23 protein-coding genes and 1 tRNA gene are annotated in these 26,107 nt (G+C 45.7%); 11 read left to right on the top strand and 13 right to left on the bottom strand.

What is annotated here, in order from left to right:
* Positions 1-8: 8 nt before the first annotated feature.
* Positions 9-1,649, top strand: coding sequence for a thiamine pyrophosphate-binding protein (locus tag ACTRXH_RS08655; protein WP_474281689.1), 1,641 nt, complete (start codon positions 9-11; stop codon positions 1,647-1,649).
* 33 nt (positions 1,650-1,682) lie between these two features.
* On the opposite strand, the gene ACTRXH_RS08650 is transcribed toward ACTRXH_RS08655, so the two are convergent.
* Both ACTRXH_RS08650 and ACTRXH_RS08645 read right to left on the bottom strand, forming a co-directional pair.
* Positions 1,683-2,756 carry an FUSC family protein gene (locus ACTRXH_RS08650; protein ID WP_474281687.1) on the bottom strand — a complete coding sequence of 358 codons (1,074 nt, stop codon included), beginning with the start codon at positions 2,754-2,756 and terminating at the stop codon, positions 1,683-1,685.
* A gap of 123 nt (positions 2,757-2,879) precedes the next feature.
* The gene (locus tag ACTRXH_RS08645) at positions 2,880-4,316 is read right to left on the bottom strand and encodes a carbon starvation CstA family protein (RefSeq protein WP_474281685.1); all 1,437 of its coding nucleotides are present in this window, start codon (positions 4,314-4,316) and stop codon (positions 2,880-2,882) included.
* A gap of 244 nt (positions 4,317-4,560) precedes the next feature.
* Here ACTRXH_RS08645 and ACTRXH_RS08640 point away from each other — a divergent pair, with 244 nt between their 5' ends.
* The 3 genes from ACTRXH_RS08640 to ACTRXH_RS08630 all read left to right on the top strand — a co-directional run bounded on the left by ACTRXH_RS08640 (position 4,561) and on the right by ACTRXH_RS08630 (position 8,509).
* On the top strand, positions 4,561-5,286 hold the full coding sequence (locus ACTRXH_RS08640) for a FadR/GntR family transcriptional regulator (RefSeq protein ID WP_474281683.1): 726 nt from the start codon (positions 4,561-4,563) through the stop codon (positions 5,284-5,286).
* A 110-nt stretch (positions 5,287-5,396) separates the two neighbouring features.
* Complete coding sequence (locus ACTRXH_RS08635; RefSeq protein WP_474281681.1) at positions 5,397-5,849, top strand: MarR family winged helix-turn-helix transcriptional regulator; 453 nt, start codon at positions 5,397-5,399, stop codon at positions 5,847-5,849.
* Complete coding sequence (locus ACTRXH_RS08630; RefSeq protein WP_474281679.1) at positions 5,846-8,509, top strand: MMPL family transporter; 2,664 nt, start codon at positions 5,846-5,848, stop codon at positions 8,507-8,509. The genes ACTRXH_RS08635 and ACTRXH_RS08630 overlap by 4 nt, the downstream gene beginning before the upstream one ends.
* Positions 8,510-8,551: 42 nt before the next feature.
* On the opposite strand, the gene ACTRXH_RS08625 is transcribed toward ACTRXH_RS08630, so the two are convergent.
* The 4 genes from ACTRXH_RS08625 to ACTRXH_RS08610 form a co-directional block, all read right to left on the bottom strand.
* The gene (locus ACTRXH_RS08625; protein WP_474263689.1) at positions 8,552-8,971 is read right to left on the bottom strand and encodes a GNAT family N-acetyltransferase; all 420 of its coding nucleotides are present in this window, start codon (positions 8,969-8,971) and stop codon (positions 8,552-8,554) included.
* A 66-nt stretch (positions 8,972-9,037) separates the two neighbouring features.
* Positions 9,038-11,314, bottom strand: coding sequence for a 5-methyltetrahydropteroyltriglutamate--homocysteine S-methyltransferase (gene metE, locus ACTRXH_RS08620; protein WP_474281677.1), 2,277 nt, complete (start codon positions 11,312-11,314; stop codon positions 9,038-9,040).
* 190 nt (positions 11,315-11,504) lie between these two features.
* A complete protein-coding gene (locus tag ACTRXH_RS08615) occupies positions 11,505-12,977 on the bottom strand; it encodes an MDR family MFS transporter (protein ID WP_474263685.1) in 1,473 nt (490 codons plus the stop codon).
* A gap of 247 nt (positions 12,978-13,224) precedes the next feature.
* Positions 13,225-14,100 (bottom strand): TetR/AcrR family transcriptional regulator, encoded by an 876-nt coding sequence (locus ACTRXH_RS08610; RefSeq protein WP_474281675.1) that lies wholly within the window; start codon positions 14,098-14,100, stop codon positions 13,225-13,227.
* A gap of 166 nt (positions 14,101-14,266) precedes the next feature.
* Between ACTRXH_RS08610 and ACTRXH_RS08605 the strand changes: the two genes are divergently transcribed.
* Entirely contained in the window at positions 14,267-15,517 is a 1,251-nt protein-coding gene (locus tag ACTRXH_RS08605; RefSeq protein ID WP_474281673.1) for a YeeE/YedE family protein, read from the top strand.
* A 54-nt stretch (positions 15,518-15,571) separates the two neighbouring features.
* On the opposite strand, the gene ACTRXH_RS08600 is transcribed toward ACTRXH_RS08605, so the two are convergent.
* The 3 genes from ACTRXH_RS08600 to ACTRXH_RS08590 all read right to left on the bottom strand — a co-directional run bounded on the left by ACTRXH_RS08600 (position 15,572) and on the right by ACTRXH_RS08590 (position 17,442).
* The gene (locus ACTRXH_RS08600) at positions 15,572-16,132 is read right to left on the bottom strand and encodes a nitroreductase family protein (RefSeq protein WP_474281671.1); all 561 of its coding nucleotides are present in this window, start codon (positions 16,130-16,132) and stop codon (positions 15,572-15,574) included.
* 325 nt (positions 16,133-16,457) lie between these two features.
* On the bottom strand, positions 16,458-17,177 hold the full coding sequence (locus tag ACTRXH_RS08595) for an NAD-dependent deacylase (protein ID WP_474281669.1): 720 nt from the start codon (positions 17,175-17,177) through the stop codon (positions 16,458-16,460).
* A gap of 178 nt (positions 17,178-17,355) precedes the next feature.
* Positions 17,356-17,442, bottom strand: a tRNA-Leu gene (locus ACTRXH_RS08590).
* A 124-nt stretch (positions 17,443-17,566) separates the two neighbouring features.
* Here ACTRXH_RS08590 and ACTRXH_RS08585 point away from each other — a divergent pair.
* Positions 17,567-18,205, top strand: coding sequence for a hypothetical protein (locus ACTRXH_RS08585; RefSeq protein WP_474263674.1), 639 nt, complete (start codon positions 17,567-17,569; stop codon positions 18,203-18,205).
* A 389-nt stretch (positions 18,206-18,594) separates the two neighbouring features.
* On the opposite strand, the gene ACTRXH_RS08580 is transcribed toward ACTRXH_RS08585, so the two are convergent.
* From ACTRXH_RS08580 to ytvA, 3 genes are all read right to left on the bottom strand, one after another.
* Positions 18,595-18,795 carry a cold-shock protein gene (locus ACTRXH_RS08580; RefSeq protein WP_027847408.1) on the bottom strand — a complete coding sequence of 67 codons (201 nt, stop codon included), beginning with the start codon at positions 18,793-18,795 and terminating at the stop codon, positions 18,595-18,597.
* 241 nt (positions 18,796-19,036) lie between these two features.
* Positions 19,037-19,237: a cold-shock protein gene (locus tag ACTRXH_RS08575; protein ID WP_027847408.1), complete on the bottom strand. Its 201-nt coding sequence runs from the start codon at positions 19,235-19,237 to the stop codon at positions 19,037-19,039.
* 185 nt (positions 19,238-19,422) lie between these two features.
* Entirely contained in the window at positions 19,423-20,214 is a 792-nt protein-coding gene (ytvA, locus tag ACTRXH_RS08570; RefSeq protein WP_474263672.1) for a YtvA family blue-light photoreceptor, read from the bottom strand.
* Between the two features lie 252 nt (positions 20,215-20,466).
* Here ytvA and ACTRXH_RS08565 point away from each other — a divergent pair, with 252 nt between their 5' ends.
* Positions 20,467-20,886 (top strand): organic hydroperoxide resistance protein, encoded by a 420-nt coding sequence (locus ACTRXH_RS08565; protein WP_474263670.1) that lies wholly within the window; start codon positions 20,467-20,469, stop codon positions 20,884-20,886.
* Between the two features lie 76 nt (positions 20,887-20,962).
* Here the strand turns inward: ACTRXH_RS08565 and ACTRXH_RS08560 are convergent, their stop codons facing one another.
* The gene (locus ACTRXH_RS08560; protein WP_322526021.1) at positions 20,963-21,187 is read right to left on the bottom strand and encodes a hypothetical protein; all 225 of its coding nucleotides are present in this window, start codon (positions 21,185-21,187) and stop codon (positions 20,963-20,965) included.
* Between the two features lie 246 nt (positions 21,188-21,433).
* Here ACTRXH_RS08560 and cshA point away from each other — a divergent pair, with 246 nt between their 5' ends.
* The 4 genes from cshA to ACTRXH_RS08540 all read left to right on the top strand — a co-directional run bounded on the left by cshA (position 21,434) and on the right by ACTRXH_RS08540 (position 25,982).
* Positions 21,434-22,879, top strand: coding sequence for a degradosome RNA helicase CshA (cshA, locus tag ACTRXH_RS08555; RefSeq protein WP_474263666.1), 1,446 nt, complete (start codon positions 21,434-21,436; stop codon positions 22,877-22,879).
* A 142-nt stretch (positions 22,880-23,021) separates the two neighbouring features.
* Positions 23,022-24,911 (top strand): ABC-F family ATP-binding cassette domain-containing protein, encoded by a 1,890-nt coding sequence (locus tag ACTRXH_RS08550; protein WP_474281667.1) that lies wholly within the window; start codon positions 23,022-23,024, stop codon positions 24,909-24,911.
* Positions 24,912-25,074: 163 nt separating this feature from the next.
* Positions 25,075-25,428, top strand: a complete 354-nt coding sequence (locus tag ACTRXH_RS08545; RefSeq protein WP_022794628.1) for a winged helix-turn-helix transcriptional regulator — start codon at positions 25,075-25,077, stop codon at positions 25,426-25,428.
* Positions 25,428-25,982, top strand: a complete 555-nt coding sequence (locus ACTRXH_RS08540) for a 3-dehydroquinate synthase II (RefSeq protein WP_474281665.1) — start codon at positions 25,428-25,430, stop codon at positions 25,980-25,982. The genes ACTRXH_RS08545 and ACTRXH_RS08540 overlap by 1 nt, the downstream gene beginning before the upstream one ends.
* The last annotated feature ends 125 nt before the right edge of the window (positions 25,983-26,107 follow it).

Here is a 26,107-nt window from a genome sequence, read left to right as displayed (position 1 = left end):
TAAACAGAATGAAAGCAGCTCAGTGGATAATTGATTATTTGCGGCAGGATGGACTGGACTATGTATTTGGTATTCCGGCGGGATCGGTGAACGCTCTTTTTGATAAAATGTATGAGCATGACAATATTACGCCGGTTATTACAAAGCATGAAGGGGCGGCCGGATATATGGCCTCCGCCTACGCGAAGCGTTCGGAAAAGCTTGGGGTGTGTATAGCAAGCAGCGGGCCCGGGGCGACGAATCTTCTCTCCGGGGCAGCAAATGCAATGAGAGAGCAGACTCCCGTACTTTTTATTACCGGTTCTGTACCGACATCGACCGTTGGCTTGAACGCTTCACAGGAGCTCGATGTTGTCCCGATGTTTACTCCGGTGACCAAATACAGCCGGCGGGTGGAAAGTATTCACGAAGTGCGTGAAGTGTTTAAAGAAGCGGTATGTAAAGCATTCGCCGGCATACCAGGGCCAGTGCACGTAGCGATCCCGATCAATATTCAATTATCCATGCTCGAAGGGAGCACTGAGCTGCTCGAATACCCGGAGAAGCGCCGGCTGTCTCCGGTGGAAAGCAATGTATCGGAAACCACCCGGGTACTTTCCAGTAACCGTCAGGGGATCATTTTCCTGGGCCAGGGAGCAAAGGATGCCCTGCCTGATGTTATGAATCTTGTGGATTACCTGGACTGGCCGGTCGTTACTACGCCGCAGGCTAAAGGGCTTGTACCATCCGATCATCCGAACGCATATGGTGTTTACGGGTTTGCCGGACATGAAACAGCTACGGAAGTAATGGAAAACAGCGATAATTCCATTATATTCGTTATCGGCTCCAGTCTCGGGGAAACGGCTACGAACAACTGGAATCCGGCTTTGGCTGCTGAGCGCTTTGTAATCCAGCTCGACCACGATCCAACGGTATTCGACCGCAAATATAAAGTGGATATTTCCCTGCTCGGAGATGTGCGCACGACTATTGGGGAAATTAACAGGCGTCTTCGCCTTCCGGAAGCAGGGAAAGCCGGGCGTCAGCGGCCAGGCGTTCAGAAAAAATCAGTAAACGAAAAATATGAAACCCAGAACGTGCTTCAGCAGCTCCAGTCCCATATGCCGGAGGATACGCTTTTTACAGTGGATATTGGAGAGTTTATGAGCTATGTGATTCACTACATGGAAGTGAAAAAACCGGATACTTTTGACATCAACGTTCATTTTGGTGCCATGGGTTCGGGAATTTCCAATGCGCTTGGAGCAAAGCTTGCCGAACCACATCGTCCTATTACAAGTATTACGGGAGATGGATGCTTTTTTATGCATGGCATGGAGGTGCTGACGGCCAAAGAATATCAGCTGCCTATTCTTTTTATCGTTATGAATAATGCAAGGCTCGGGATGGTGTATCACGGACACCGGCTTCAATACGGAAGAATGCACGACCGTTTTGAACAATCGATGGTGCCGGTTGCAGCTATCGCCGAACAGATGGGAGTAAAGTATGCCACCGTCCGTTCCATGGATGATATTACTCCCGGGCTTTACGAAAGTCTCTGTTCAGATAATTGTCCGGCTGTGCTGGAAATCCAGCTTGTTGATGAACAGACGCCTCCAATGGGGGACAGAGTGAAATTTTTATCCTCCTTCAGTAAATCCTAAAAAGAAACAATAATAAATGAAGCGCCCCGTGCCTTACGAAGGCCGGGGCGCTTGCTGTTGCTCGGACTGTTCGGGAAAATGAAGTTCTTCAAGCTCTTCGAGGACATCATGAATAGAGAGGAGGGCGAAGATAATAATAACGTCGGTAGAAAAATGATGGTGATATTTTTTTATGTTCGGCCGTGATGCGTGCTGGCGTTTTTTCCAAAAGCACCGGTCCAGACGTTCAATGAGCCGGAACTGTTCATCAGATATGCGTTCCCCGAAGTGATGAATCGTTTGTGACATCGCCGGAATAATGTCGCCAATCAGCTGGACTTCTTCTTTCGTAAACGTGCCGTCATCTGTTTCGAAATTAAATAAACGATTAATATGATAGCTTATGCGCTCTAAAAAATGGAGCTGGCGCTGCTCCCGTGTGAACCTTCTTGCCTCAGTATCCTTTTTTTTATGATATTTCCATTCTTCCTGCTGGTAATAAGAAAGCTGGATTGCCCGCTCCAGGTCACTTTCCAGCTGATGGTATTTTTCCATTACCTGTGCAGAAGGAGACCGGCCATTCATTACTTCCTCGAGCCGCATCTCAAAAATTTCAGCGGTCTCCACGAACATTTTACGATTCTGTTCTGCGAGCAAAGAAGAAAATTTTGGGGGCAGAATCGTTAAATTAATTACTGTAGAAATCGCAAGGCCGATAAACGTTGTGCCGACACGTTCTACAAAAGTTAAAAAATAATGATCGCTCGCTGTGGGGATCATTGCCACTGCGGTAATCGTTGCGACGAGCATCCCGTCCCGAAGCCGCAGCATATTACAGAAATAAAGTGTCAGCACAGAAGCAATCATATACGTTGCCGGGGTTGGTCCGAATAAATAAACGGTAATCATTGCCAGAGCCGCCCCAATGACGGTGGCAGGAAGCCGCTGGGCGCCTTTACGTATAGAAGCAGCAGCTGTCGGTTCAAGGGTTACAATGGCTGTAATAACGGCAAAAGCCTGCGGGAGATCGAAAATGCCGCATATATAGGCAGTGAGCAGAACGGCTATACCGGTCTTGATCAATCTGCCGCCGATCAGTCGCCGTTTAATTTTTCTCCAGTAGTGCATGGTAAGCCGCCTTCTTTATAAAAATTTCACGTCTGTATTCAGTTTAGCATGAACGTGCAGCGTTTTCATCAGCCTCTCCTTCAGTGAAAAAGGCTGCCCGCAATAGCAGGCAGCCAAAAGCATTTATATAGATTTTTCGACCTGGTCGTATGCGGTCTGCCTTTTAACGGAGATCACTTTCCAGATGTACCATGCAAGCACGAACACTGTCAGTACGGCCCCGATCGTCATAGAAAGGCCGTACGGAAGACCGAGTCCCTCCGGCGCGTAAAAAATGTAGGAACAGACGACGGCTGTCATAAACATCGCCGGTACGCCGCAAATGAAATGATTTTTGCCAGCGTAAAGCAGGTACATGCAGCCGGTCCACAGCATCACGGTAGCGACGAGCTGATTGGTCCATCCTACATATCTCCACAAGAATGAGTAATCGATCATAGATAAAAACAGGGCTGGGATAACAACTGGAATAACGGTGAGAATTAAAAGCGGCTTTCCTTTTAGGGAAACAGCGTTTGCCACTAGCTCTGCAAGCATCATTCTTGAAGAACGAAGAGCAGTGTCGCCTGTCGTAATAGGAAGCAAAATGACGCCAAGAACAGCAAGTACCCCGCCCAGTGTACCAAGAAGGCTCGTAGAAATTTCGTTGACAGCGCCTGCAGGGCCTCCGGCCGCTATGGCTGCCTGAAGCCCGCCGGTGCCTCCAAAGAAGGCCATGCCGGCTGCTGCCCATATAAGGGTGATGATACCTTCGGCAATCATGGCCCCGTAAAACACCCTGCGTCCTTCTGATTCTTTTTTCAGCGTGCGGGCGATAATTGGGCTTTGGGTGCTGTGAAAACCGGAAATAGCCCCGCACGAAATTGTTACCATCACCATCGGCCATACCGGGAGTTCATCGGGGTGAAGATTGGCAAGCGTAACGTTTGGAATCGTTACATCTGAAAATACCAGCGCACCGGCAATACTGACCGCCATAAAAATAAGCACTGCCCCGAAAAGAGGATAAATCTTTCCAATGACCCGTTGAATCGGAAGCAGGGCAGCCAGTAAAAAATATGCAAAAATAGCAAAAATGGCGGTAAGAAAGCTTAGCGGTGTGAGGCTTGCAATCAATTCAGCCGGCCCCGCGATAAAGGCGGCGGCTACAAGGATCATCAAACAAATGCTGACGATATTGATGAAGCTCTGCATCGGACGCCCGAGATATTTGCCTACAAGTCCCGGAAACTGTGCACCGTTATGACGGAGAGAAAGCATTCCGGAAAAATAGTCGTGTACGGCACCGGCGAAAATGGTGCCGAGTACGATCCAGAAAAATACGATGGGGCCGTACAGCGCACCGAGCAGTGCACCGAAAATTGGCCCGAGACCAGCAATATTCAACAGCTGGATAAGGCTGCCGCGCCACCAGCTGAGAGGAGAGTAGTCGATATGCCCCTCGTTACGGTAAGCAGGCGTTTTGTTGCGGTCATTGATGCCAAACGTTTTCTCCACAAAGGATCCGTAAACGATGTAGCCGGCAATTAACAGGATAATAGCGATAAAGAAAGATAACATAAAACGTTCCACCTTTGCTGCAAAGTACTAGAGAAAACCATTGTTATAAATTCTAACTTGTTCCTTCCGAAATGACAATCGTCTACGTGGAAAAAACAAAACTTTTTTCACATAGTAATGAATATATAAAATTAAGCAAAGTCCACTCATGTGATGACCTTATCTATAATAGATGCAAAACGTAGTATGTGCACTCTATGGGTGGTACAATAGCGGTAAATAGTGAACGGAAGGAAGAGCGGCGATGACCATGGATCGTATTGAAACGAAAAAAATAGCCGAAGTAATCCGGGAAAAAATCGAGGACATGATCAAACGCGGCGAAGTAAAACCTGGAGAGAAGCTGGACTCTGTCGTCGCTCTCTCGGAAAAATTTGACGTCAGCCGTTCGGCCGTCCGGGAAGCATTAAGCGCTCTGCGTGCTGTGGGAATTGTAACCATAAGACAGGGTGAAGGAACATTTGTGAATCAGTATGACTTTTCCACTATCACAGAAATGATGAACAGCCGCACTCTCATCTCGAAACAGGAGATGAAGGAGCTGTTCGAAGTCCGGCATGTGCTTGAAAAGGGAGCTTCCGAGCTTGCGGCAGTCCGGCGGTCGGAGGAGAATCTCGTGCAGATGCGTACTGCTCTGGAGCAAATGACGCAGGCAGCAGGCGGGACCGATGATCTCGGGGAACAGGCAGATGTCCGTTTCCACCTTGCGATCGTCGAAGCTTCTGGAAATACGTTATTAAAACAGATGATGGGCCGCCTCTCCGACACGATGCAGAAAACAATGTATGAAACGAGAAAAGCATGGCTCTTTTCGGAAAAACGTTCCTTCCGGCGACTCCTTGACGAACACCAGCGGATTTATACCGCGATAAACGAGCAGGATCCAGAAGCAGCTGCAGAAGCAATGAGCGCTCATTTAACGAACGTAGAAAAGGTCCTTTCCAAAGGTATTGAACATATGAACGACTGAAACGTCCGGCTCCGGGCGTTTTTTGCTTCAAAAGGGATAGTTTAAACCTTTAATACTTGACGAATAAAAGTTCAGGGGGTAAACTACTATATAGTTCAGGGGGTGTACTAATGAAGGATCAAAAAATGGAAAAAGCGGTGGAGCTGTTTGCCGAAGTGATGATTCTCGGCAGAAATCGTATAACTAATGAAATACCTGATAATTTATTAAATCAAATTTCTCCGGAGCAGGTGGAACTGCTTGATTTTTTAATGAAATACGGAGCGATGACGTCGACAGAAATACAAAACAGAATGCTTGTCGGAAAGAGCGCATTGTCCAACCGTCTGAAAAAAATGGAAAACAACGGCTATGTGAAATTTGTACCCAGCAGTGAGGACCAGCGGGTGAAGTACGTAGAAATTACCGATGAAGGAAAAAAATCTCATGAGCGGCATACGCGTCTTGTAAATGAATATGTGTCCGATCTGCTTCAGGACATAAACGAAGAGGAAGTGGAGCAGTTTATCCAGACTTTTCATAAAATACGGAGCATACTACAAAAAGGTGGACAGCAAAGATGAAAACAATACTACAGTTTCGCTGGTGGATAGCTTCATTAATACTTATTTTTACCGTAGTGCTTACGGTCGTCTCTCCTAGTCTATCCAATTTGGCAGCCGACAAAGAGACGCTGCAAATACCGGAGGAAGAAACGTCCTCCCAGGCTCAGGAAATACTCGATGACAACGGTGAGGGCGGTAACACCATCAGTGCGGTAATTCAAACAGAAGATCAGGTGGATGAAGAGGAACAGGACAATATTCAATCGCTGATTACTTCCATCGAAGATGAAAACATTGAAGGGATTTCCGGGATTACAAATCCATTTGAGAGTGAAGAAACAGAGGAACAGCTTGTTGCCTCTGACGAAAATGTCGTCGTCATTCCGGTCTCCATAGAAGGAGACAATGATACGGCGGTTAATGCCGCTGAAGAGATTCGGGACCTCAACGAAGCTTCGGACCTGGAAATGTATGTCACTGGAGAATCGCTTTTAAACCAGCAGGTAAATGAAGCGAGCCAGGAAGGACTGGAACGTACAGAAGTGATTACCGTAGTGTTAATTCTTGCACTGTTGTTTGTCGTTTTCCGTGCGGTTATTACTCCCTTCGTGCCGCTTGTGGCGGTCGGCCTTACGTATCTGATCAGCCAGTCGATTATCGCTTATTTAGTAGACTGGTTTAATTTTCCGGTGTCAAACTATACTCAGATTTTCCTTGTCGCAGTGCTGTTTGGGATCGGTACAGATTATTGTATACTTCTTTTGAGCAGATACCGTGAGGAGCTGGCTGCAGGCCTTGATTACAAAAAAGCGATCATACGGACGTACAAAACAGCCGGTAAAACGATGGTTTACAGTGCCCTCGCCGTGCTTGTCGGCTTTACGGCGATAGGCTTCGCCAACTTCTCCGTCTTTCAGTCCGGCGTCGGGGTGGCGGTCGGCATTGTCGTATTAACGGGCATTCTTTGGACAATTCTGCCGTTCTTTATGCTGACATTAAAAAGGGCTTTGTTTTGGCCATCGAAGCTTCATAACGGCCATGCTGACAGTAAAATATGGAAATGGCTGAGCCGTGTTTCGGTATTCCGTCCGCTGCTTGCCATTCTCCTGGTCGCTGTCGTCACAGTACCGCTATTATTAACATTCGATAACTCGCGGTCTTACGATACGATTGATGAAATAGACCAGGACACGGAAGAAGTTACCGGTCTTAACCTAATTGAGGAAGGTCTCGGCTCCGGGCAGGCACTTCCAATGCAGATTGTCATTGAATCAGATGAATCGGTTATGGAGCCGGGTACACTGGCGCATGTAGAGGACTTGAGCCGCTCTGTTGCCAATTTAGATGAAGTAGAGGCGGTACGCAGCGCTACGCGGCCTGCCGGAGACGTTATTGACGATTTTTATATAAACAATCAGCTCGAAGATGTAAGCACGGGTATTAGTGATGCCCGTGACGGGATTGAAGAAACCGAAAGCGGACTGCAGGAGGTCGAAGATGGTCTGGGCTCCATTCAGGATCAGCTTGGAAACAGTGACACGGAAAACTCCTCTCTGCAGGAAGCCGCTGACGGTCTCGGAGAGGTTAACACGGCGCTCGAGCAGGTAAGCTCTCAGCTGGAAAATGCTTCTTCCCCGCAGGAAGCAGCAGCAGCTTCGGAACAGCTGACCGGGATCAGTCAGCAGATTACAGAAATTCAAAGCGGTCTCGAAGAAGGGCAGCAGGAGCTTGATCAGCAGACAGAAGAGCTGGCACAGCTCTCTGAAACGCTCGGTGAACTTGAAAACGGAGTGGCCGATTCCCGCGATGGGCTGACTGAAATCAGTGACGGCCTCGAAAGCGCGGAAACCTTTACCGGAGACGTGTCTGAAGCAAATTATGTTGAAGGCACCGGCGTCTACCTTCCTGAGGATACCATTGAGAATGAAGATTTCCAGGACGGCGCATCCAATTATGTATTCGACAATGAAAATGGCATGACCATTGAAGTTGGATTGAACGCAGACCCTTATTCCAAAAAAGCAATCCAAAGTGCAGAAGAAGTTAAAGAGGTTGTAGAAATGAACACGCAGGGCACGCCGCTTGAAGACACGACGATCGAATACGGAGGCGTACCGAGCGTGAACAGCGATCTGCAGTCGGTCAGCTCCAGTGATTTTGACCGGACCGTATTAATCGTTCTTATCGGCATTTTTGCGATACTGATTATTCTGCTCCGTAATATTATCCAGCCGTTGTACATTATCGGCGGGCTTGTACTCGCGTATTTTACAGCAATGGCTGTGACAGAATTGATTTTTGTAAACGGGCTTGGATATCCGGGTATCGCCTGGCCGGTACCATTCTTCGGATTTGTTATGCTTGTAGCACTCGGGGTGGATTATTCCATCTTCCTGTTAAGCAGGTATAATGAAGAAGCAAAAGCCGGCGTGCGTACAGGCATGCAGACGGCGATGATTAAAATGGGGACGGTAATTATTACAGCAGCGATCATTTTGTCAGGAACGTTTGCAGCAATGCTTCCGTCAGGAGTGCTTACGCTTCTGGAAGTAGCTACGGTCGTCATTACCGGACTTCTGCTTTTTGGACTGATTGTACTGCCGTTGTTAATACCAGCATTGATCAGCTTCAATTCGGAAGAAAAGAATCCAAAGAAAAAACAAAAGCAGCAGCGATAAAAAGAAACTCTGCCTTTTACGGGGCAGAGTTTCTCTTTTGCGCTATAAAGTGTGACGGAAAACGTAGCTCGATGCTTGATAATCAAGCCGTTCATAAAAACGATGGGCGTCAGTGCGCTGCAGGCCGGAGGCTAGAATCACTTCTGTGCATCCGTGTTTTTCTGCATGCTGGTGAACGGCACGGAGCAGAGTTTCGCCATGACCTTTGGATCTCGCACTCTCTGAAGTCACAAGCTCATGAACCCATGCGTGTTTACCCCAGGCGAGGCTTTCCAAAAGCTCAATTCCGGCTACTGAGACAACCACCCCTTCTTCTTTTAAAGCAATCAGCTGGTAGGAGGGGTGACGGGAGAGGTAATCGTTGAAGGCTTCCCAGCTGAGAGAAGGGCGCAGGGATTTGATAACTTCATATGCTTTTTTGTAATCGGATCGTTTATTTAAAAATGCAGTAGTAACAGTCATAAATGAGATATCCTTTCCGTACGAAAATAAGGCCCGGAAGGCCGGGCCTTATTTTCGTAGTGTTAATTATGCGTGCTGCTCTAAGTTTTTTCTGGCTTCTTCCGCAGCCCGGACCATATTTTTAAGGGCTTCAATCGTTTCCGGCACGTCACGTGTTTTGAGTCCGCAGTCTGGGTTAACCCAGAACAGGTTGCTCGGAAGCACGCGCAGGGCCCGGTCGATCATTTGAGTCATTTCTTGAACATCTGGGACACGCGGGCTGTGAATATCATAGACGCCAAGTCCGATGCCTTTGTCATAAACAGCTGTTTCAAACGTTTCAATAAGCTCCCCATGGCTTCGGGAGGTCTCAATTGAAATAACGTCGGCGTCCAGCGCGCGAATCGATTCAATCATATCCTGAAATTCACTGTAGCACATGTGCGTGTGAATCTGGGTAGTATCTTTAACAGAAGAAGTGGAAAGGCGGAAGGCGTGGACGGTCCATTCCAGGTATTCATCCCATTCTGCTCTCTTTAGAGGCAGGCCTTCACGAATTGCGGGCTCGTCGACCTGGATCATCTCAATACCTTCGTTTTCGAGCGCAAGTACTTCATCGTTAAGTGCCCGGGCGATCTGGAAGGCTACTTCTTTTTTCGGAATGTCATTACGTTCAAAGCTCCAGTTCAAAATTGTTACCGGCCCGGTAAGCATTCCTTTCATCGGTTTTTCGGTTAGCGTCTGTGCATATTTGGTTTCCTTTACGGTCATCGGCTCTTTGAACTCCACATTTCCGTAAATAACCGGTGGTTTGACGCAGCGGGAACCATAGGACTGCACCCAGCCGTTGGAGGTGAATGCAAATCCGCCCAGTTTTTCTCCGAAGAATTCTACCATATCGGTACGTTCAAACTCTCCGTGCACGAGAACATCGAGTCCTATTTCTTCCTGGATGTCGACCCATTCCTGCATTTTATTTTGAATGTACGTTTCATATTCTTCTGCGGAAATTTCACCTTTCCTCACCCGCCGGCGTTCCACGCGGACTTCACGTGTCTGCGGGAAGCTTCCGATTGTCGTGGTCGGAAGCTTTGGCAGCTGAAACTTTTCCTGCTGAAGCGGACTTCTTTCCTCGAACGAAAGCGGGCGGGAGGAAGGAATGTCTGCTGCAGCGTTACCGGCCGCTTCCTGTCGCCACGGAGCGTTTTTAACACGATCAAGCTGGGCAGAGTTTTGCTCGAGCTCTGCCTTCGTGTCCTCTCCGTTTAGTGTGCGTGTTATGAGGTCGATTTCTTCAAGCTTTTGGTCAGCAAAAGAAAGTGCATCAAGCAAAAGCGGATCAAGCTGCGTTTCGTGTTTGGTTGTAACCGGTGTATGCAGAAGGCTGCAGGACGGCTGAATTTCAATATTTTCACTACCTGTTTCTGCCTGAATATCTTTGGCAAAAGCGACAGTGGCATCAACGTCTGCTTTCCAGATGTTGCGTCCGTCAATAACACCCGCACCCAGTATTTTGTCTGAAGGGAAGCCGTGGTTTTGCACATTCGCCCAGTTGCCATCCCCGCCATGAACAAAGTCAAGACCGAGCCCTGCAATTGGAAGAGAGATAATGTCTTTATAATGAGAAACGCTGTCGAAATACGTTTGCACAAACAGATCCAGTTCAGGTACTTCGCGGTTGAATAATTCATACGCCTTCCGGATTAACGGAATATCTGTTTCCGGAAAAGACTGTACAAAAGCCGGTTCATCAATTTGAACACTTTTTGCTCCTGCATCCTGCAGCTGTTGGAGCACCTTTTGATACAATGGCAGAAGATCGTTGAACAGCTGTTCAAACTGATGCTCTTCGTAGCCTTTGGAAAGCTTCAGGAAAGTATATGGGCCGATTAGGTATGGACGCCCTTCAATACCTAATTCAGCTACCGCTTCCTGATAGGCTTTTAGTGGATAGTTATCTACAAGGCGCGGCTTTGCGTTTTGAAGCTCTGGCACGATGTAGTGATAGTTGGTATTAAACCATTTTGTCATTTCGCTCGCCGGCGATGCCTTCGTGCCCCGGGCTACAGCGAAATATGTAGATAGGGAGGAGTAGCCTTCGGAAGCGTCAAAGCGCTCTGGCACAAGCCCAAACATCACGGACGTATCGAGCACGTGATCGTACAAAGAGAAATCGCCGACAGGGATGGAGTCCACGCCGCGTTTCTTTTGCTTTTTCAAGAATTCCAATCGGAGTTCTCGGATTTGTTGTTGAAAAGAACCCTCGTCAAGCTTTCCTTTCCAGTAGGATTCCAATGCTTTTTTCCATTCGCGTTTTTCACCTAACCGTGGGTAGCCCAGGTTGCTGCTGGTCCATGTCGTCATTAAATTATTTACTCCCTTCCAGTAGCTATCGAATGACCTCTTAATCTTTTCGTTAGAGGTATTCATGTAGCCAAACTATATCTTTTTCTGCGTTAAAGTGTCAAGGCATTTTACAGAATATTTTCACGGTTAATACAGTAAAAAGCACCCCCAGGCAAGGCTGAGAGTGCTTTTGCTGAAAATAACGATCTTACGCTTTGCTTTCCCTCGTGCTGCTTTTGCTTCCGCGTATATCACGTTTTTCCATTGTATCCGGTCTGGTGTTTTTAAGAAAGAATGAAAGCACCAGACCTACAATAGCAGCGATTAAAGCTACAAAGAAAGCCACATTGATACCGTGGATCAAGGCTTCGGTCTGACTTGACACCTCGCCTGCCTGTGCCGCTCCCGAAGCGCTCTGCGACATGACGGTAATCAGAACAGCTGTGCCAATCGAGCCTGCTACCTGACGAAGCGTATTCGTCATCGCCGTTCCGTGAGCAATTAATGAATTAGGAAGCTGGTTCAGTCCGGCAGTCGTCATTGGCATCATAACCATGGCGACACCTAACATACGAAGCGCAAACATAGCTGTTAAAAAGGCGATAGAGGAGTTTTCTGTTAAAAACATATAAGGAATGGTGCCGACCGTTAACAGAGAAAGCCCGGTAATCGCGAGACCCCTTCCACCGACTTTGTCGAAAATTCTTCCGGTAATAGGGCTCATCATTCCCATTAAAAGAGCGCCCGGTAAAAGCATCAGCCCGGAGTCCAGGGCGGAAAAGCCGCGTGCGTTTTGAACATAAAGCGGAATAAGGGTCTGGGAGCCAACCATAGAAACAAAACAGGCCATGGCAACAACGACAGTCAACGTAAAGATAGGATTTTTTAAGACCCGGAACTCGAGTATTGGTCTTTCCACATGAAGCTGTCTCCATATAAACAGGAACAGGGCAACAGCGCCTACGGCAAGGGTAGTTAATACAGTGGAGCTTCCCCAGCCGCTGTTTCCGGCAGCGCTGAATCCATACAATAAGCCTCCGAATCCGGCTGTTGACAGCATAATAGATAATAAGTCGAGCTTTGGATGTTTAAGCTCGGTTACATTTTTCAGCAAAAAGTAAGCTAAAATAATGTCTACAATAGCGATCGGGAGAATAATGTAAAATAACGTATTCCAGGAATACGAATCCACAACCCAGCCGGAAAGGGTAGGACCGAATGCTGGAGCAAAAGCGATAGCTAGTCCGGCGAGGCCCATGGCCTGACCGCGTTGGGAAATAGGAAACATGGTCATAATGGACGTCTGCATTAATGGAATCATTATACCGGCGCCAACGCCCTGAATAACCCGGCCGGCCATGAGCAGTCCAAAAGTTGGAGACAAGGCTGCAAACAGTGTCCCAAGTGCAAAGGAACACATAGCAAATAAAAACAGTCCCCGTGTGGTGAATTTTTCAATAAGAAAGGCGGTAATCGGAATCATAATCCCGTTAACGAGCATAAAAACGGTCGTTACCCACTGGGCTGTATTGGCGCTCACGTTCAAATCAGCCATAATGCTCGGAATGGCCACAGCAAGCAGGGTCTGGTTTAAAATAGCGATAAACGCTCCGGTAAGAAATACCGCGATGATTAAATTTCTTGTTTTCGCAGGTATTTGTGTAGCTGCTTCTTCAGGCATGAAAAGCCCTCCTTCGATGTAATGCATTTCACGATTATCAATCATTTATAAAACGAGTTAGTTTTTAAAGTACTTATTAGTTTTCATCAGCATATAATAACGCCAGCTACAGGAAAAATCAAGAAACTTGTTTTAAAGAAAACAAACATCTGATTTTTTGTGCTGACGGTTTGAAGCTTGACTGTGCGATTTTGAGAGCCGGTATAGCAAGAAAACCGAAACAAATGAACGATACCGGGCCTTGAAGTTACTGAATAATCTCCCGCAGAATATTAATATTAACTTGTAGATCTTCCTTTTTCTCGAGAAAACAAAACAGGGACTCCATAACAATCGTTTCAGGCTCAGACTCGTAGAACTCCTGATTTAAACGGTCTACTGCTTCGACCCATTGCTTTTTTTCATAGGAAGGGAAGCGGTAATTGATAAAGGCCCGTACCTGCTGGATGGTCCGGTCCCAGAGCTCCACCTGGTCAATCTCTCCGTAATGCCCCTGAAGGTTAAATGGCTCCATATTTTCTCTCGAAAACATAGAAGTAGAGGAGGTTTTGTGTTTGATAATACTTTCAATACTGGTAACTAATACTTCAGCGAGCTGTCCGAAATCAAAATGGTACCGGTCAACTTTTTCAGCAAAGGCGATCATTTCTTTGCTCATACCCTGCATGCATATCGCAAGGTCCCATACGAAAGGCTCTATATCGGATCCAAACGTCTCAAGAAGTGTATCTTTATGCCAGTTCACCATAATGAGCTGCCCCTGTTTTAAAAGGGCCTTAATTTTATCAGATTGTTTGTTAATGGAAGCAGACTGATAAAGCATCCAGACGTATTCGCGGTGCTCAACGAGGCCTTCGATTTCTCTCGACAGCTTAGCAATAAGCTGATCCCTTGGCTGCTTGGACTCCTCATTGCGGGCGTAATTGGCACGGTGAATAATGTGGTTTAAATTATCTCTTACAATTTGGGCGAGAATATCTTCTTTGGAATGAAATATTTTATAAATTGAAGCTTTAGACATCCGGCATGCTTCAGCAATATCCTGTACTGAAGTGTGAAAGAAGCCCTGGCTGGAAAAAAGCTGCATCGCGGTTTGCTGAATGTATATTTTCTTCTCATCCATTATTCTCACCACCTTAAAACGATCAAGTTTTTTAAGTACCTTTAAGTTTCGACTTATTAATAATATTAGCTTTTATTGAGAAAAGCAACATCTTTGACTATCTTTAAAAAAATATTTAAGATAAAGAACGTAAAACTGACTAAAAAGATAGGAATGGGGGATTATAATGGCAGTAACAGTACAGCCCGTGTCCCAGCAGGAGACTGCCGAAAAAGCTTCCAAGAAACTAGGAGCACCGCAGAACAAGCTGGTTACCGGGGGGTTAATCGTATTTGCTATTTTAACGTTATATCTTGCATTAACCCAGTCAATCGTACAGCCGCTTCTGCTTACGATCGGCCTTCTTCTGGGATATACACTTTTTCACGCCAGATTTGGATTTACCTCGGCGTTTCGCCGCTTAATGTCTGTAGGTAATGGCCAGGCGCTGCGGGCCCATATGGTGATGCTTGCAGCAGCGGTAACCTTGTTTGCCCCGATTCTTGCTCTTGGCTCCACCTTTTTTGGCGGTGACGTGTCCGGGTACGTCAGTCCTGTCGGCGTGAGCGTAGTCGTTGGCTCGTTTATGTTCGGTATTGGGATGCAGCTTGGAGGGGGCTGCGCTTCCGGAACGCTGTATGCAGTAGGAGGCGGCCGGACGAACATGTTTATTACGCTGCTCTTTTTCATCGTTGGCTCCACCGTTGGGGCATATCATCTTTCGTTCTGGACAGATGATACGCCTTCCTTTGGCTCAATTTCGCTGGCTACGTCGACCGGTCTCGGATACACAGGGGCCTGGATAGTATCTTTACTCATTTTCACTGCTGTCATCGCAGTAACATTAATTATCGATAAAAAGAAAAATCCTCCGGCAATGGCTACGTTGCCGACGGCTAGCGGCTGGAAACGGATTTTCCGCGGTTCCTGGCCTATGATGATTGCAGCAGTAGTACTTGCTGTATTAAACGCTTTAACCCTGCTTACGCGCGGCGAGCCGTGGGGCATTACTTCGGCGTTTGCACTTTGGGGCTCCAAAGCTGCCGAGGCTGTAGGTATCAACGCTTCGAGCTGGGATTACTGGAGCGGGGAAAGCGCGCAGGCACTGCAGACTACAATTTTTGCTGATTCCACTACTGTACTGAATTTTGGTGTTATTTTAGGCGCATTTATTGCTTCAGCCGCAGGTGGACTGTTTAAGTTTACGAAAGTGACGATTGGTAATGCTTCTGCTTCCATTATCGGCGGTCTTTTGATGGGGTACGGAGCGAGGCTCGCTTTCGGGTGTAACATTGGTGCTTACTTTGGCGGCATTGCTTCCTTTAGTGTACATGGCTATGTATGGGCAGTATTTGCCTTAGCCGGCACATTTCTGGCTCTGTTTTTACGGCCGTTGTTTGGTCTTTCTGTACCAAAGCCAAAGGATACGTTCTGTTAATACGAAAAAAACCTTCCTGCGTTCAGGGAGGTTTTTTGATGAAAAATGAGTGTTTTACTCAAAAATATTAATCTTTTCTTCAATGGGCGTTCTCGGTTTGGCTTTTGGTGTTTTTTCAAAATAGCCGAGCTGCAGCATGCCGACAATAGTTTCATCCGGATCGATGCCGAGCGATTGCTTGAAGCGGTCTGAATAGATATAATCACCAGTTTTCCAAATCATGCCGATATTTTGTTCCCAGCTTAACAGCTGAAAGTTTTGGATAAGGGTAGAGGCTGCGCCAAAATCTTCTTCCCATTTTTTCACTTTTGGCTCGGCCTGATTAACGACAAGCAGGGCGCCGGGAAGCTCAGAAATTTGGGCCCGTACTTTTTCGGGTTTTTTCGAGCCTTCGTGCTCCTGATAATCGGCGAGAGCTTCTGCTAGTTTTTCCGTCCCGCTGCCAAGAAACAGCAGAAAGCGCCACGGCTCACGCACGCCATGATCGGGCGCCCATTTGGATATTTCGAGCAGTTCAAGGATGGTTTGTTTATCTACCGGCTGGTCTGTAAATTTCTTAATACTTCGACGGGATTGGATTGTCTGGGCGAGTGGAGTGCTGGCTATATCAGTCATAAGAAATGCCTCCTATATTGAAAATGATTATCATTTACTATTTTAACATATAGACAGCTTATTGGAAGGTTTACAGACAGGGGTGTTTGGATCGTGCGCTTCCATGTACCCGAAATACGGGGAGGCGCTCGACATAATGAGAGATCCGTGTCGCAAGCAAGGGGTGGAGATAGTGGTGTGCCGCTTAAAGTAGAGCCTGATCCGGAAGCACAAGATGCCCGGGCGGCTTAAAAACTGGCGCATATATTAATACAGTATTTAGAAGTAAAAACGAATACTGTTTCGTAAAAAGGAGCTTCCAGTCGATTCTGGAAGCTCCTTTTAGCTATAAATGACTGTTTGTGTTGGTGAGCACGTTTTGAATAGAAGCTCCGGGAAATGTTAAATCCGCCCATGAATCGAGTTCTGTTTCTTCCTGGTTTACAATAACAAGCCTGGCTCCGCTTTCTTTTGCTTCCATTGGAAACAGGGAAGCAGGGGCTACCTGCAGGCTTGAGCCGAGAACGATAAATAAATCACAGGCTGCGGTTGCCTCCTGAGCCTGCTGGATAGCCTGCTCCGGAAGCATTTCACCAAATAGGACAATACCCGGTCTGAGTTTGCCACCACAATTTGGGCAATGGGAAGACCCGTTTAAAAAATCCTCCTGCGATGCCTGCCGACCGCAAATATGGCAATTAATTTCCCGCAGACTGCCATGCAAAGCAGAAACGTGCTGCTGGCCGGCGGCTTGATGAAAGCCGTCTACGTTTTGGGTGATTACGTGCTGGAGGAGGTCTTGTTGTTCCCATTGAGCTAAGATCTCATGCCCTTTATTAGGTGATGCATCGAGCAGAGACTGCAGTCGCCATTGATAAAATTTTGTGAATGCTTCGTTTTGATGCTCGAGTGCTTCAACTGTGGCAAGCTGTTTTGGGTCATAATTGTTCCAAAGGCCTGACGCAGACCGGAAATCAGGGAGCCCACTATCCGTAGACATTCCGGCACCGGTCATTACAATACTGTAATTGGAGGCTTTAAGCCATTCTGCCAATTGTCTGCTCACCTTGATCCTCCTGACATATAGTTATTGATTAGTGCTGTATTTCCAATACCCGTCTTCGCCCACTGCTTACACTAATAACAAAAAGATGCTCTGAGGGGGGCGACGTGCTAAAATAAAGTGAAAAAGAGCATAAAAAAACACCAGCCTGGAAAGCCTGGTGTGTTCGTTATATAAGAAATGGTGCGGATGAGAGGATTCGAACCTCCAAGAGCGTAAGCTCACACGGACCTGAACCGTGCGCGTCTGCCAGTTCCGCCACATCCGCAAGACAAATTCTATTATAACCAGTAACAGCGAATTGTGCAATAGAAAATTTGCTGTTTTTTTCATAGAATAGTACGATTAAATAAAGCTGAGAAGATAACGGGCAGGAAAGTGAGTCGTCGATAATGAGCGAAAAAAAAGACCAGGGGTTCGGACAGCGATTATACGAGGCGATTATGGTTATACTTGCCATTCTCTCTGTAGGGACGATCTGGTACGAGACAGAAGTATCCGGTTATATTATTTGGACTACCTGGGCGTTATTTACGCTTGATTATGCTTTCCGTTTTTTTCGTGCAGAAAAGAAATGGGAATTTGTAAAATCCCACCCTTTTTTATTAATAGCAATTATACCGGCAGATGCGATTTTTCAATTCGCACGCCTGGCACGAATTATTCACCTTTTTCGCCTCAAGACGATCACCAAATTTTATACGATGCCGCTTATTCGTTATTTAAGCCGTCAGCGGCAATATTACGTTTGGGGCGGTATTTTAATATTGTACGTTTGTTTTGTGCTCTGGGTTTGGGGCATTGAACCTCCTGCAGATTCATTGTGGACCTCTGCTTTGAGCGTGCTTATGGCACTGGTTATGTTTGGGCGCTCTAACATTGAGCCGGTTACTGCAGTCGGTCAGGGGACAATGGTAGTGCTGAGTTTATTTGGGGTCATTTTATATGGCTTAATTTTAACCTATGTGTTTGAATATATTTCCGTAAGGTATTGGAAGAATAAAGTGAAAAAATGGTTTCCTTTTAATTAAAACCAGCCATTAAAACAATGGAGATTCATTGAACCACAGTAAGGCAGAAGATATGTTAGAAAATAACATAAAATTGTTGCAAACATGTGACAGGGGAGTATGATAGATATATATCAAAGGAGGGATAATCATGTGGGCTTTGCATCTGGTTCAGAATATGCGCTTTGTCATAATGGGGCTCTTATCCCTTTCGGCACTCAGTATTTTTGCTTTTCAATCAGTAGAGATTGTACATGCATTTCTTGAAACGTTTAGACGCCGCTAACGCTTAAAAAGAGCACCATGCAGGAATACCCGGCTTTCGGGTATTCCTTTTTATGTATCCGCATGTTGGAATCAACAAGAAAAAACCTCCCTCCAAAAAGGAGAGAGGTTCATATATGGCTTAATTAGTTTTTAGTAACGTTCGCAGCTTGTGGGCCGCGGTCGCCTTCTACTATTTCGAATTCTACCGTTTGTCCTTCTTCTAAGGTTTTAAAGCCTTCTTCCTGGATAGCGGAGAAGTGAACGAAAACATCGTCTGCACCTTCGCGTTCGATGAAGCCAAAACCTTTTTCTGCGTTAAACCACTTAACTGTACCTTGTTCCATAAAAATAATCCTCCTGCGTGCCCTGTGGCACAAATAATACTTATCTTGCAAACCGCATAGTTCCAAGTTCAGAAGCTAAAACCCTAACCTTGTTCAAACTAACGGATCAAAATAGTAATTTCATTGTATCATGTCACCCAAATTATAGCAACAGACTTTAATATTTAAATATTAAAGAATGGGTAATTTTTTGAAAAGAAAAAGCCATTCTCCCGAGAGAGAGCGGCTTTGTATGGTTTAATTAGTTTTTAGTGACGTTTGCAGCTTGTGGGCCGCGGTCGCCTTCTACTATTTCGAATTCTACCGTTTGTCCTTCTTCTAAGGTTTTAAAGCCTTCTTCCTGGATAGCGGAGAAGTGAACGAAAACATCGTCTGCACCTTCGCGTTCGATGAAGCCAAAACCTTTTTCTGCGTTAAACCACTTAACTGTACCTTGTTCCATAAAAATAATCCTCCTGCGTGCCTCATGGCACAAATGTTACTTATCTTGCAAACCGCATAGTACCAAGTTCAGAAGCTAAAACCCTAACCTTGTTCTGACTAACGGATCAAAATAGTATATTCATCGTATCATGCCCTCCAAACAATAGCAATACATTTTGCGAATCAATTTTAATGATATTAATATCAGCTGTTCCGCTGTTTGAAACGAATAGCATCCTTTACTGTGCCGAAGGTCTGGAAAGTGGAGAAATCGAAGTCCATATCTTTGGATCGTACCGCAAGACTTGGTGAAATACCGGTGACAATCAGTTCAGTGCCAAGCAATTTTAGAAGATCATTTAAAGTGAAGATCCCTTTCATAATATCATCATTTAATGTAGAAAGGCCGGAAAGGTCGACGATGAGTGTTTCTACTTTTGAGTTGTGAATCACGTCAGTAATGTTGGTGAAAATAATCTTCAGTCGCTGCTCGTCGACGTTGCCGATTAGTGGCATGGCGTAAACGCTGTTAATGATTGGAACTATGGGGGTAGAAAGAAGGTTAATTTCATTGAAATACTCTGAAGCATCTTTTTCTGCATTTTTTTGTTTCGTAATATCTTTTTGTACTCCGATAAAGTAATATTTATCCTCTTCCGGTTCATAAACAGGGTCAATGTGGAGTTCGTTCCAAAATTTAGTGCCATCTTTCCGGTAGTTAATAATTTCGATGGAAATGGGTTCGTATGTTTTCAGGGCTTGTCTCATACGCTCAATAGTATGAATGTCGCTTTCCGGCCCCTGAAGAAAACGGCAGTTGCTTCCAAGAATTTCTCCGGCGGAATAACCGGTTAAATTGCAGAAACCACTGTTTGTATAGATAATAGGGTTGTCTTCTATAGCTGGATCAGTAATGATAACTCCAACACGGGTATGGTCAACTGCTGTGAGCAGTAAAGAATTAGTAGGGGTTTTTAATGGGAAGTCCTGATTCATGATTTCGCCGACTCCTTTATTGTGGATTTGTTATTCGAAATGGAAAGCCTTCTGACAGTTATTTTTAATTAATCTTCAATGATTCTATAACAGCTTCCTGCCATGGGCAACTGCCGTATTTACTATTTCTTCAGCTTATGTGAAAAGCGTTCGAATAAATAACTTTGTAACGCTGGATGTTTAAAAAATAGATTAAAAGTGTATAGGTACTATTGGAATCAATCGTTATTAAGTTGAATGGAGGAGTTATGTATGGCAGAAACAATATTTACTTCGAAAGCTACTGTAGAAGGTGGCCGTGAAGGACATGTCCGTTCTGAAGATGGAATGATTGATGTGAATCTGGAACAGCCGGGCTCAGGTTCTTCCAAATCAGGATCCAATCCGGAACAGCTCTTTGCATCGGGTTATGCAGCCTGCTTTGACGGCATGCTGAACCTTCAGGCAAGCAAGAAAAATAAAGACGTTTCTTCTAAGACAACTGCAGCTGTAAGTCTGCAGAAGGACGACTCCGATGGTATGTTCCAGTTGGCAGCTGAACTTACAGTAGAAATCAGCGGTGTATCAAAAGAGGAAGCAGACGAATTAGTGGATCTTGCCCACCAGTACTGCCCTTATTCCAAAGCTACACGAAACAACATTGAAGTAAAAGTTCAATCCGAAGTTAAGTAAAGACGTAAAGAGGGCCCGCAAAAAACGGGCCCTCTTTATATGTATACCGCTGCTTTCAGAGAAAGCAGGGCAGAGATTAACGTGAAAGGTTTTCTTTAAAATCATTCATTGGAGAACGGAGGGTGATGATACACTCTTTATGGTAGTACTCTTTAACGCCCTGGAGGAGCTCCTGTTCAGAATCGCAATAATAAATCTGCCCACGGCCTAAGTCCATTTGTTCGATATCTTTAAGTGTGCCCACCGTGACTTGTCTTCCGGAACGGTCAACAAAATATGCAAATTTGTTCCCCACAGCCATTTGCCCGTCCTCCTTACATAATTATACGCGTAATTAAATGAAAATTTTGTAATTTAATTATATCGTCATTTACATAAACTGTTCAATGTAGTTTATGTTACATTTTCATTACAATTAAACAACCAGTGTGAATTTATAGTTAATTGCTGTGAAAAATGAAAATTAGATAGATTTTTTTTCATGAATATGGTAATGTTAATTAGTTCATACGAAATGATCGAATAAGCATAAAAGGGGAATATATACTTGACTTTATTTTCAGAACTAAGATTGGAATCACCTATTCTTCAAGCTATTGAAGAGATGGGATTTGAAGAAGCAACACCCATACAATCGGAAGTTATTCCAAAAGCGAAGAACGGAACGGATATTATTGGTCAGGCACAGACTGGCACAGGAAAAACTGCGGCTTTCGGCATCCCGCTTCTTGAAGCAGCCGATCAAACAGCTAATGCTCCGCAGGGAATTGTACTTGCACCTACAAGAGAGCTTGCTGTGCAGGTATCCGAAGAATTAAACCGCCTCGGAAAGCACAAACGTGTTACAGCAGTAGCCGTTTACGGCGGCCAGGATATTCAGCGTCAGATCAAAGCGCTGAAAAGAAAACCGCAAATTATTGTAGCAACACCGGGCCGTTTAATGGATCATGTGCGCAGAAAAACGATTGATCTCGGAAAAATGAATACGGTTGTGCTTGATGAAGCTGATGAAATGCTCAGTATGGGATTTGTGGATGACATTGAAGAAATCCTAAAGGATATCCCAGAGCCTAGACAGATGCTTTTATTCTCGGCTACAATGCCTCCAAAGCTGAAGCGCGTAGCAGATAAATTCATGACTAACCCTGAACAGGTTCAAGTGAAAAACAAAAGCATGACAGTGGCGAAAATCGATCAGTATTATATTGAAGTGAACGAACAGGAAAAGTTCGAAACTCTTTGTAATATGCTCGATTATACCCCGCCGGAGCTTGCGATTGTCTTCGGACGTACGAAGCGCCGCGTGGATGAACTCGCTGAAGCTTTATCAAGACGCGGTTATGCAGCAGAAGGCATTCATGGCGACATGAAGCAGGCTCAAAGAGACAAAGTGCTTCAGAAATTTAAAAAAGGCACGATTGAGCTGTTGATCGCGACAGACGTAGCTGCCCGCGGCATTGATGTGAGCGGCGTTACACACGTCTACAACTTTGATCTTCCACAGGACCCGGAAAGCTATGTGCACCGGATCGGACGTACAGGAAGAGCAGGAAACGAAGGCGTAGCTTACAGCTTCGTACCGTCGAGAGAAATGACGCACCTGCGTCTTATTGAAAAAACCGTACAGGCTAAGTTGAAAAAAGCGCCTAAGCCGACGAGAAATGATGCAGTTGAAGGGCGTGCCCAACAGGCTGTACAGAAACTGGTCGGATCAATGCAGGACGATGATAATGAGTACTGGGAGCGTACAGCAGAAGAACTGCTTAACGAATACGAGGCAAAAGAAATCGTAGCAGCAGCGCTGAAAATGAACTCACGCGAGCTGAAAGAAGAGCCGGTAAAACTTACTTCGGAAGCACCGCTTCGTAATAAGGGTTCCAAAGGCCAGGGCAAGCCTTCCTCGAAATATAAGCAAAAGCGCCCGCAGGGCCACGGCTCCAATAAAAACAGCCGTCCGCCAAGAAACAAAAAGAAAAAAATGGATCTTTCCTAAATCTAATTTTTCGTATAAGAGCACTTTCCCAGCCTGATGGGAAGTGCTTTTTTGTTTTTTGGACTTTAAACAGCCCTGTGTTTTTCAGGAGCACGAGCAAGTATGCTAAGATAGGAAAGGACGAGAAAGGAACGGTGAGAACATGAGTCTGCTTGTAGCAGAAAATCTATACCAGACAACCGGCACCAAGGTGCTGTTTGACCATATTTCATTTACGATCGAGCCCGGAGACCGTATCGGACTTATCGGCGTTAACGGCACAGGGAAATCTTCGCTTCTCCGCGTGATTTCTGAAATTGATTCTTCGGAAAAAGGAAAGCTTCAGCACTCCAAACAGCTGAGAATTGAATACCTTCCACAGGATCCTGAGCTGCCGGAGGAAGAAAATTTGATTGATTATTTGTATGAAGGCTCTTCCGATATCATGAAAGCAGTGAAAGATTACGAAAAAGCTCAGGCCCGTCTGGAGCAGGAGCCTGAAAGTGAAGCTGCACAGGAACAGTGGATGAAGGCCCAGCAGAAAATGGACCAGCTCGGAGCATGGGAAGCAGGTACTGTAGCCCAGCAGGTGTTAAACAGACTGGGGCTGACGGTCTATAACCAGAAAATTAATGAACTCTCCGGTGGCCAGCGTAAAAGAGCTTCTATTGCCCGGGCTCTCATTCAGGACTGTGACATTCTTATTCTTGACGAACCGACGAACCATCTCGACGACGAGTCCATTAACTGGCTTGAAAAATATTTATCCAACTATAATGGAGCTTTAATATTAGTTACACACGACCGTTATTTCTTAAACAGAGTAACGAATAAAATCTTTGAATTGGAACGCGGCCGTCTGTATGAATATGACGGCAACTATGAACTGTTTCTGGAAAAGCGGGCCGAGCGCGAAGCAAATGAAGCGCACGCCGAAGCAAAACGGCAGAACACATTAAAGCGGGAGCTGGCCTGGCTTCAGAAGCAGCCGAAAGCTCGCGGTACAAAACAAAAAGCCCGGAAAGAGCGGGCGGAGTCTTTGAAACAGCAGGAGGGACCGCCGAAAAAAGAAGAGCTGCAGGTTCCGGTAGGTTCTACGAGACTTGGAAAGAAAGTAATAGAGGCGGAGGACCTGGAAAAGTCCTACGGAGACAAGAATATGTTTTCGCAGTTTAACTATATGTTTACCCCTGGAGAAAAAATAGGGATTGTCGGTCCAAACGGAACTGGGAAAACGACGCTTTTAAACATTCTTGCCAACCGTATCGACCCCGATGCGGGGAATGTAGTGTACGGCCCAACTGTAAAGCTTGGCTACTACTCGCAGCAGCAGGAAGAATTGGATGAATCAAAGCGTGTGCTCGAATACATTCGTAATATTGCTGAAGTTATTTATACTGTTAACGGTGAAAGTATTTCGGCCGAACAGATGCTTGAACGCTTTCTATTCGAACGGGAGGACCAGTGGACGTATATTTCCCGGTTGTCCGGCGGAGAAAAAAAGAGGGTGTACCTGCTCAGTATTTTAATGACCGAGCCGAACGTATTGTTTATGGATGAGCCGACAAATGATCTGGACGTGCAGACACTCAGCGTACTCGAAGAATACCTGCAGCAGTTCCCCGGCGTAGTCGTCACCGTTTCCCACGACCGCTATTTTCTTGACCGGGTAGCTGAAAAGCTGTTTGTTTTTAATGAATCATCCCAGGTTACCTTATTCGAGGGAAATTACTCAGAATTTATGAGTTCAGAAAAGGATGCTTCCCGGCCGGCGCTAAGTAAAGAGAAGAAGCCGGAGCCATCAGCTGTTAGGAGCGCAGTTGGGGAGAAGAAAAAAATGTCCTATAAAGAAAAGCAGGAATGGGATCAGATCGAAGAGCGTATTGCCCGCCTTGAAGATGAACTGGCGGAAGCAGAGCAGCAGATGGAGCAGAGCGGCAGTGACCTCGCGGCCATCGAAAAGTGGTCCAGCATCCAGAAAGAAACCAATGAAAAGCTGGACCAGGCGATGACACGCTGGGCCGAGCTCTCAGAAATAGCAGAGGAACAGTAAAAGCCAGCAGTCTCTTAAATGAGGCTGCTGCTTTTTTGACGAAACAGGTTCTAAACGTTTATTCACTTGACTTTAAGGCTATAATACCTACATATAATATATTTGCACATACTTATATTGGAATATATAGTAGTGTCTTTTTTTAGATTAAAGGAGTGAAAGAATGACCATAGAAGAAAGAGAAAATATAAAAATAACGCTCGACAAAGTATGCGGGAAATGGAAAGCAGTCATTCTAATGGAGCTCGTCGGGAAAACGCTCCGTTTCAGTGAGATTAAACAGCAGCTGCAGCAGATTAATCATCAGACATTAATCAAGCAGCTCAAAGAGCTTGAGCATGACGGCTTAGTATTGCGCCACGCTTACGCGGTAGTACCGCCAAAAGTGGAATACTCCCTGACAAGCTACGGGGAGTCACTCGAATCTCTCCTTCGGGAACTGGAAAAATGGGGAAGAGAACACAAAATGAAAATGGAGGAAGAAGGCAAAAGCTCCTCCGGAAGCAGTGGGTGCTGATGAGTATGATGGAAAATGATGTATGGAAACTTGGTATCGTGGAAGCCATAGAGCCGATGGGAGAAGGATCGCGGGTATGCATAGACGCAGCAGATATCTTATCTCCAGCTGAAGGTCTGCTTGTCGGAGACACAGGGCACGGGTACGTTTATACGCTTTCGGAAAACCGTACAACGAGTACGTATCCAGCCCGCGTGTTTCGTATCAACGCCGGCGCTGTACATCAGTATATTTTCGAAGAAGAGAAGACAAGGTATCTCGCAGAAATAGAACATGATGAGCCGGTAACTGTGTACGAAGGTACAGCTTCACGCCAGGTGCCGGTAGGCAGGGTGAAAATTGAAAAACGCGAACTCGTGAGAATAAAGGTCCGCGCAGGGGACGTAAATTTATCAGCTACTCTGCATTGGGCAGACAGCGTTTATTTAATGACGGATCAATATGAGCCGATGGCTTTAAAAGACTGCCGGCCGGGAGATCGGATCTACTGCAGAATCGATGAGCCGGGACGCCATCTCGGTCAGTCCATTCAAGAAGAAATAGAGGAGCGGTAACGAAAAGCATGCTTTGTGTAAAAGCGTGCTTCAGACTGTCGACAATGGCTCTAATTTTAGAGTTTGTCGGCAGTTTTTTTGTGCTATGATAAAAAGAAATAGCCTGGAAAGGGGTTATGGCGCAT

It is taken from the genome of Marinococcus sp. LNHM5E3-2.1 (genome assembly GCF_056034365.1).
This window is presented reverse-complemented; position numbering and strand designations above follow the sequence as displayed.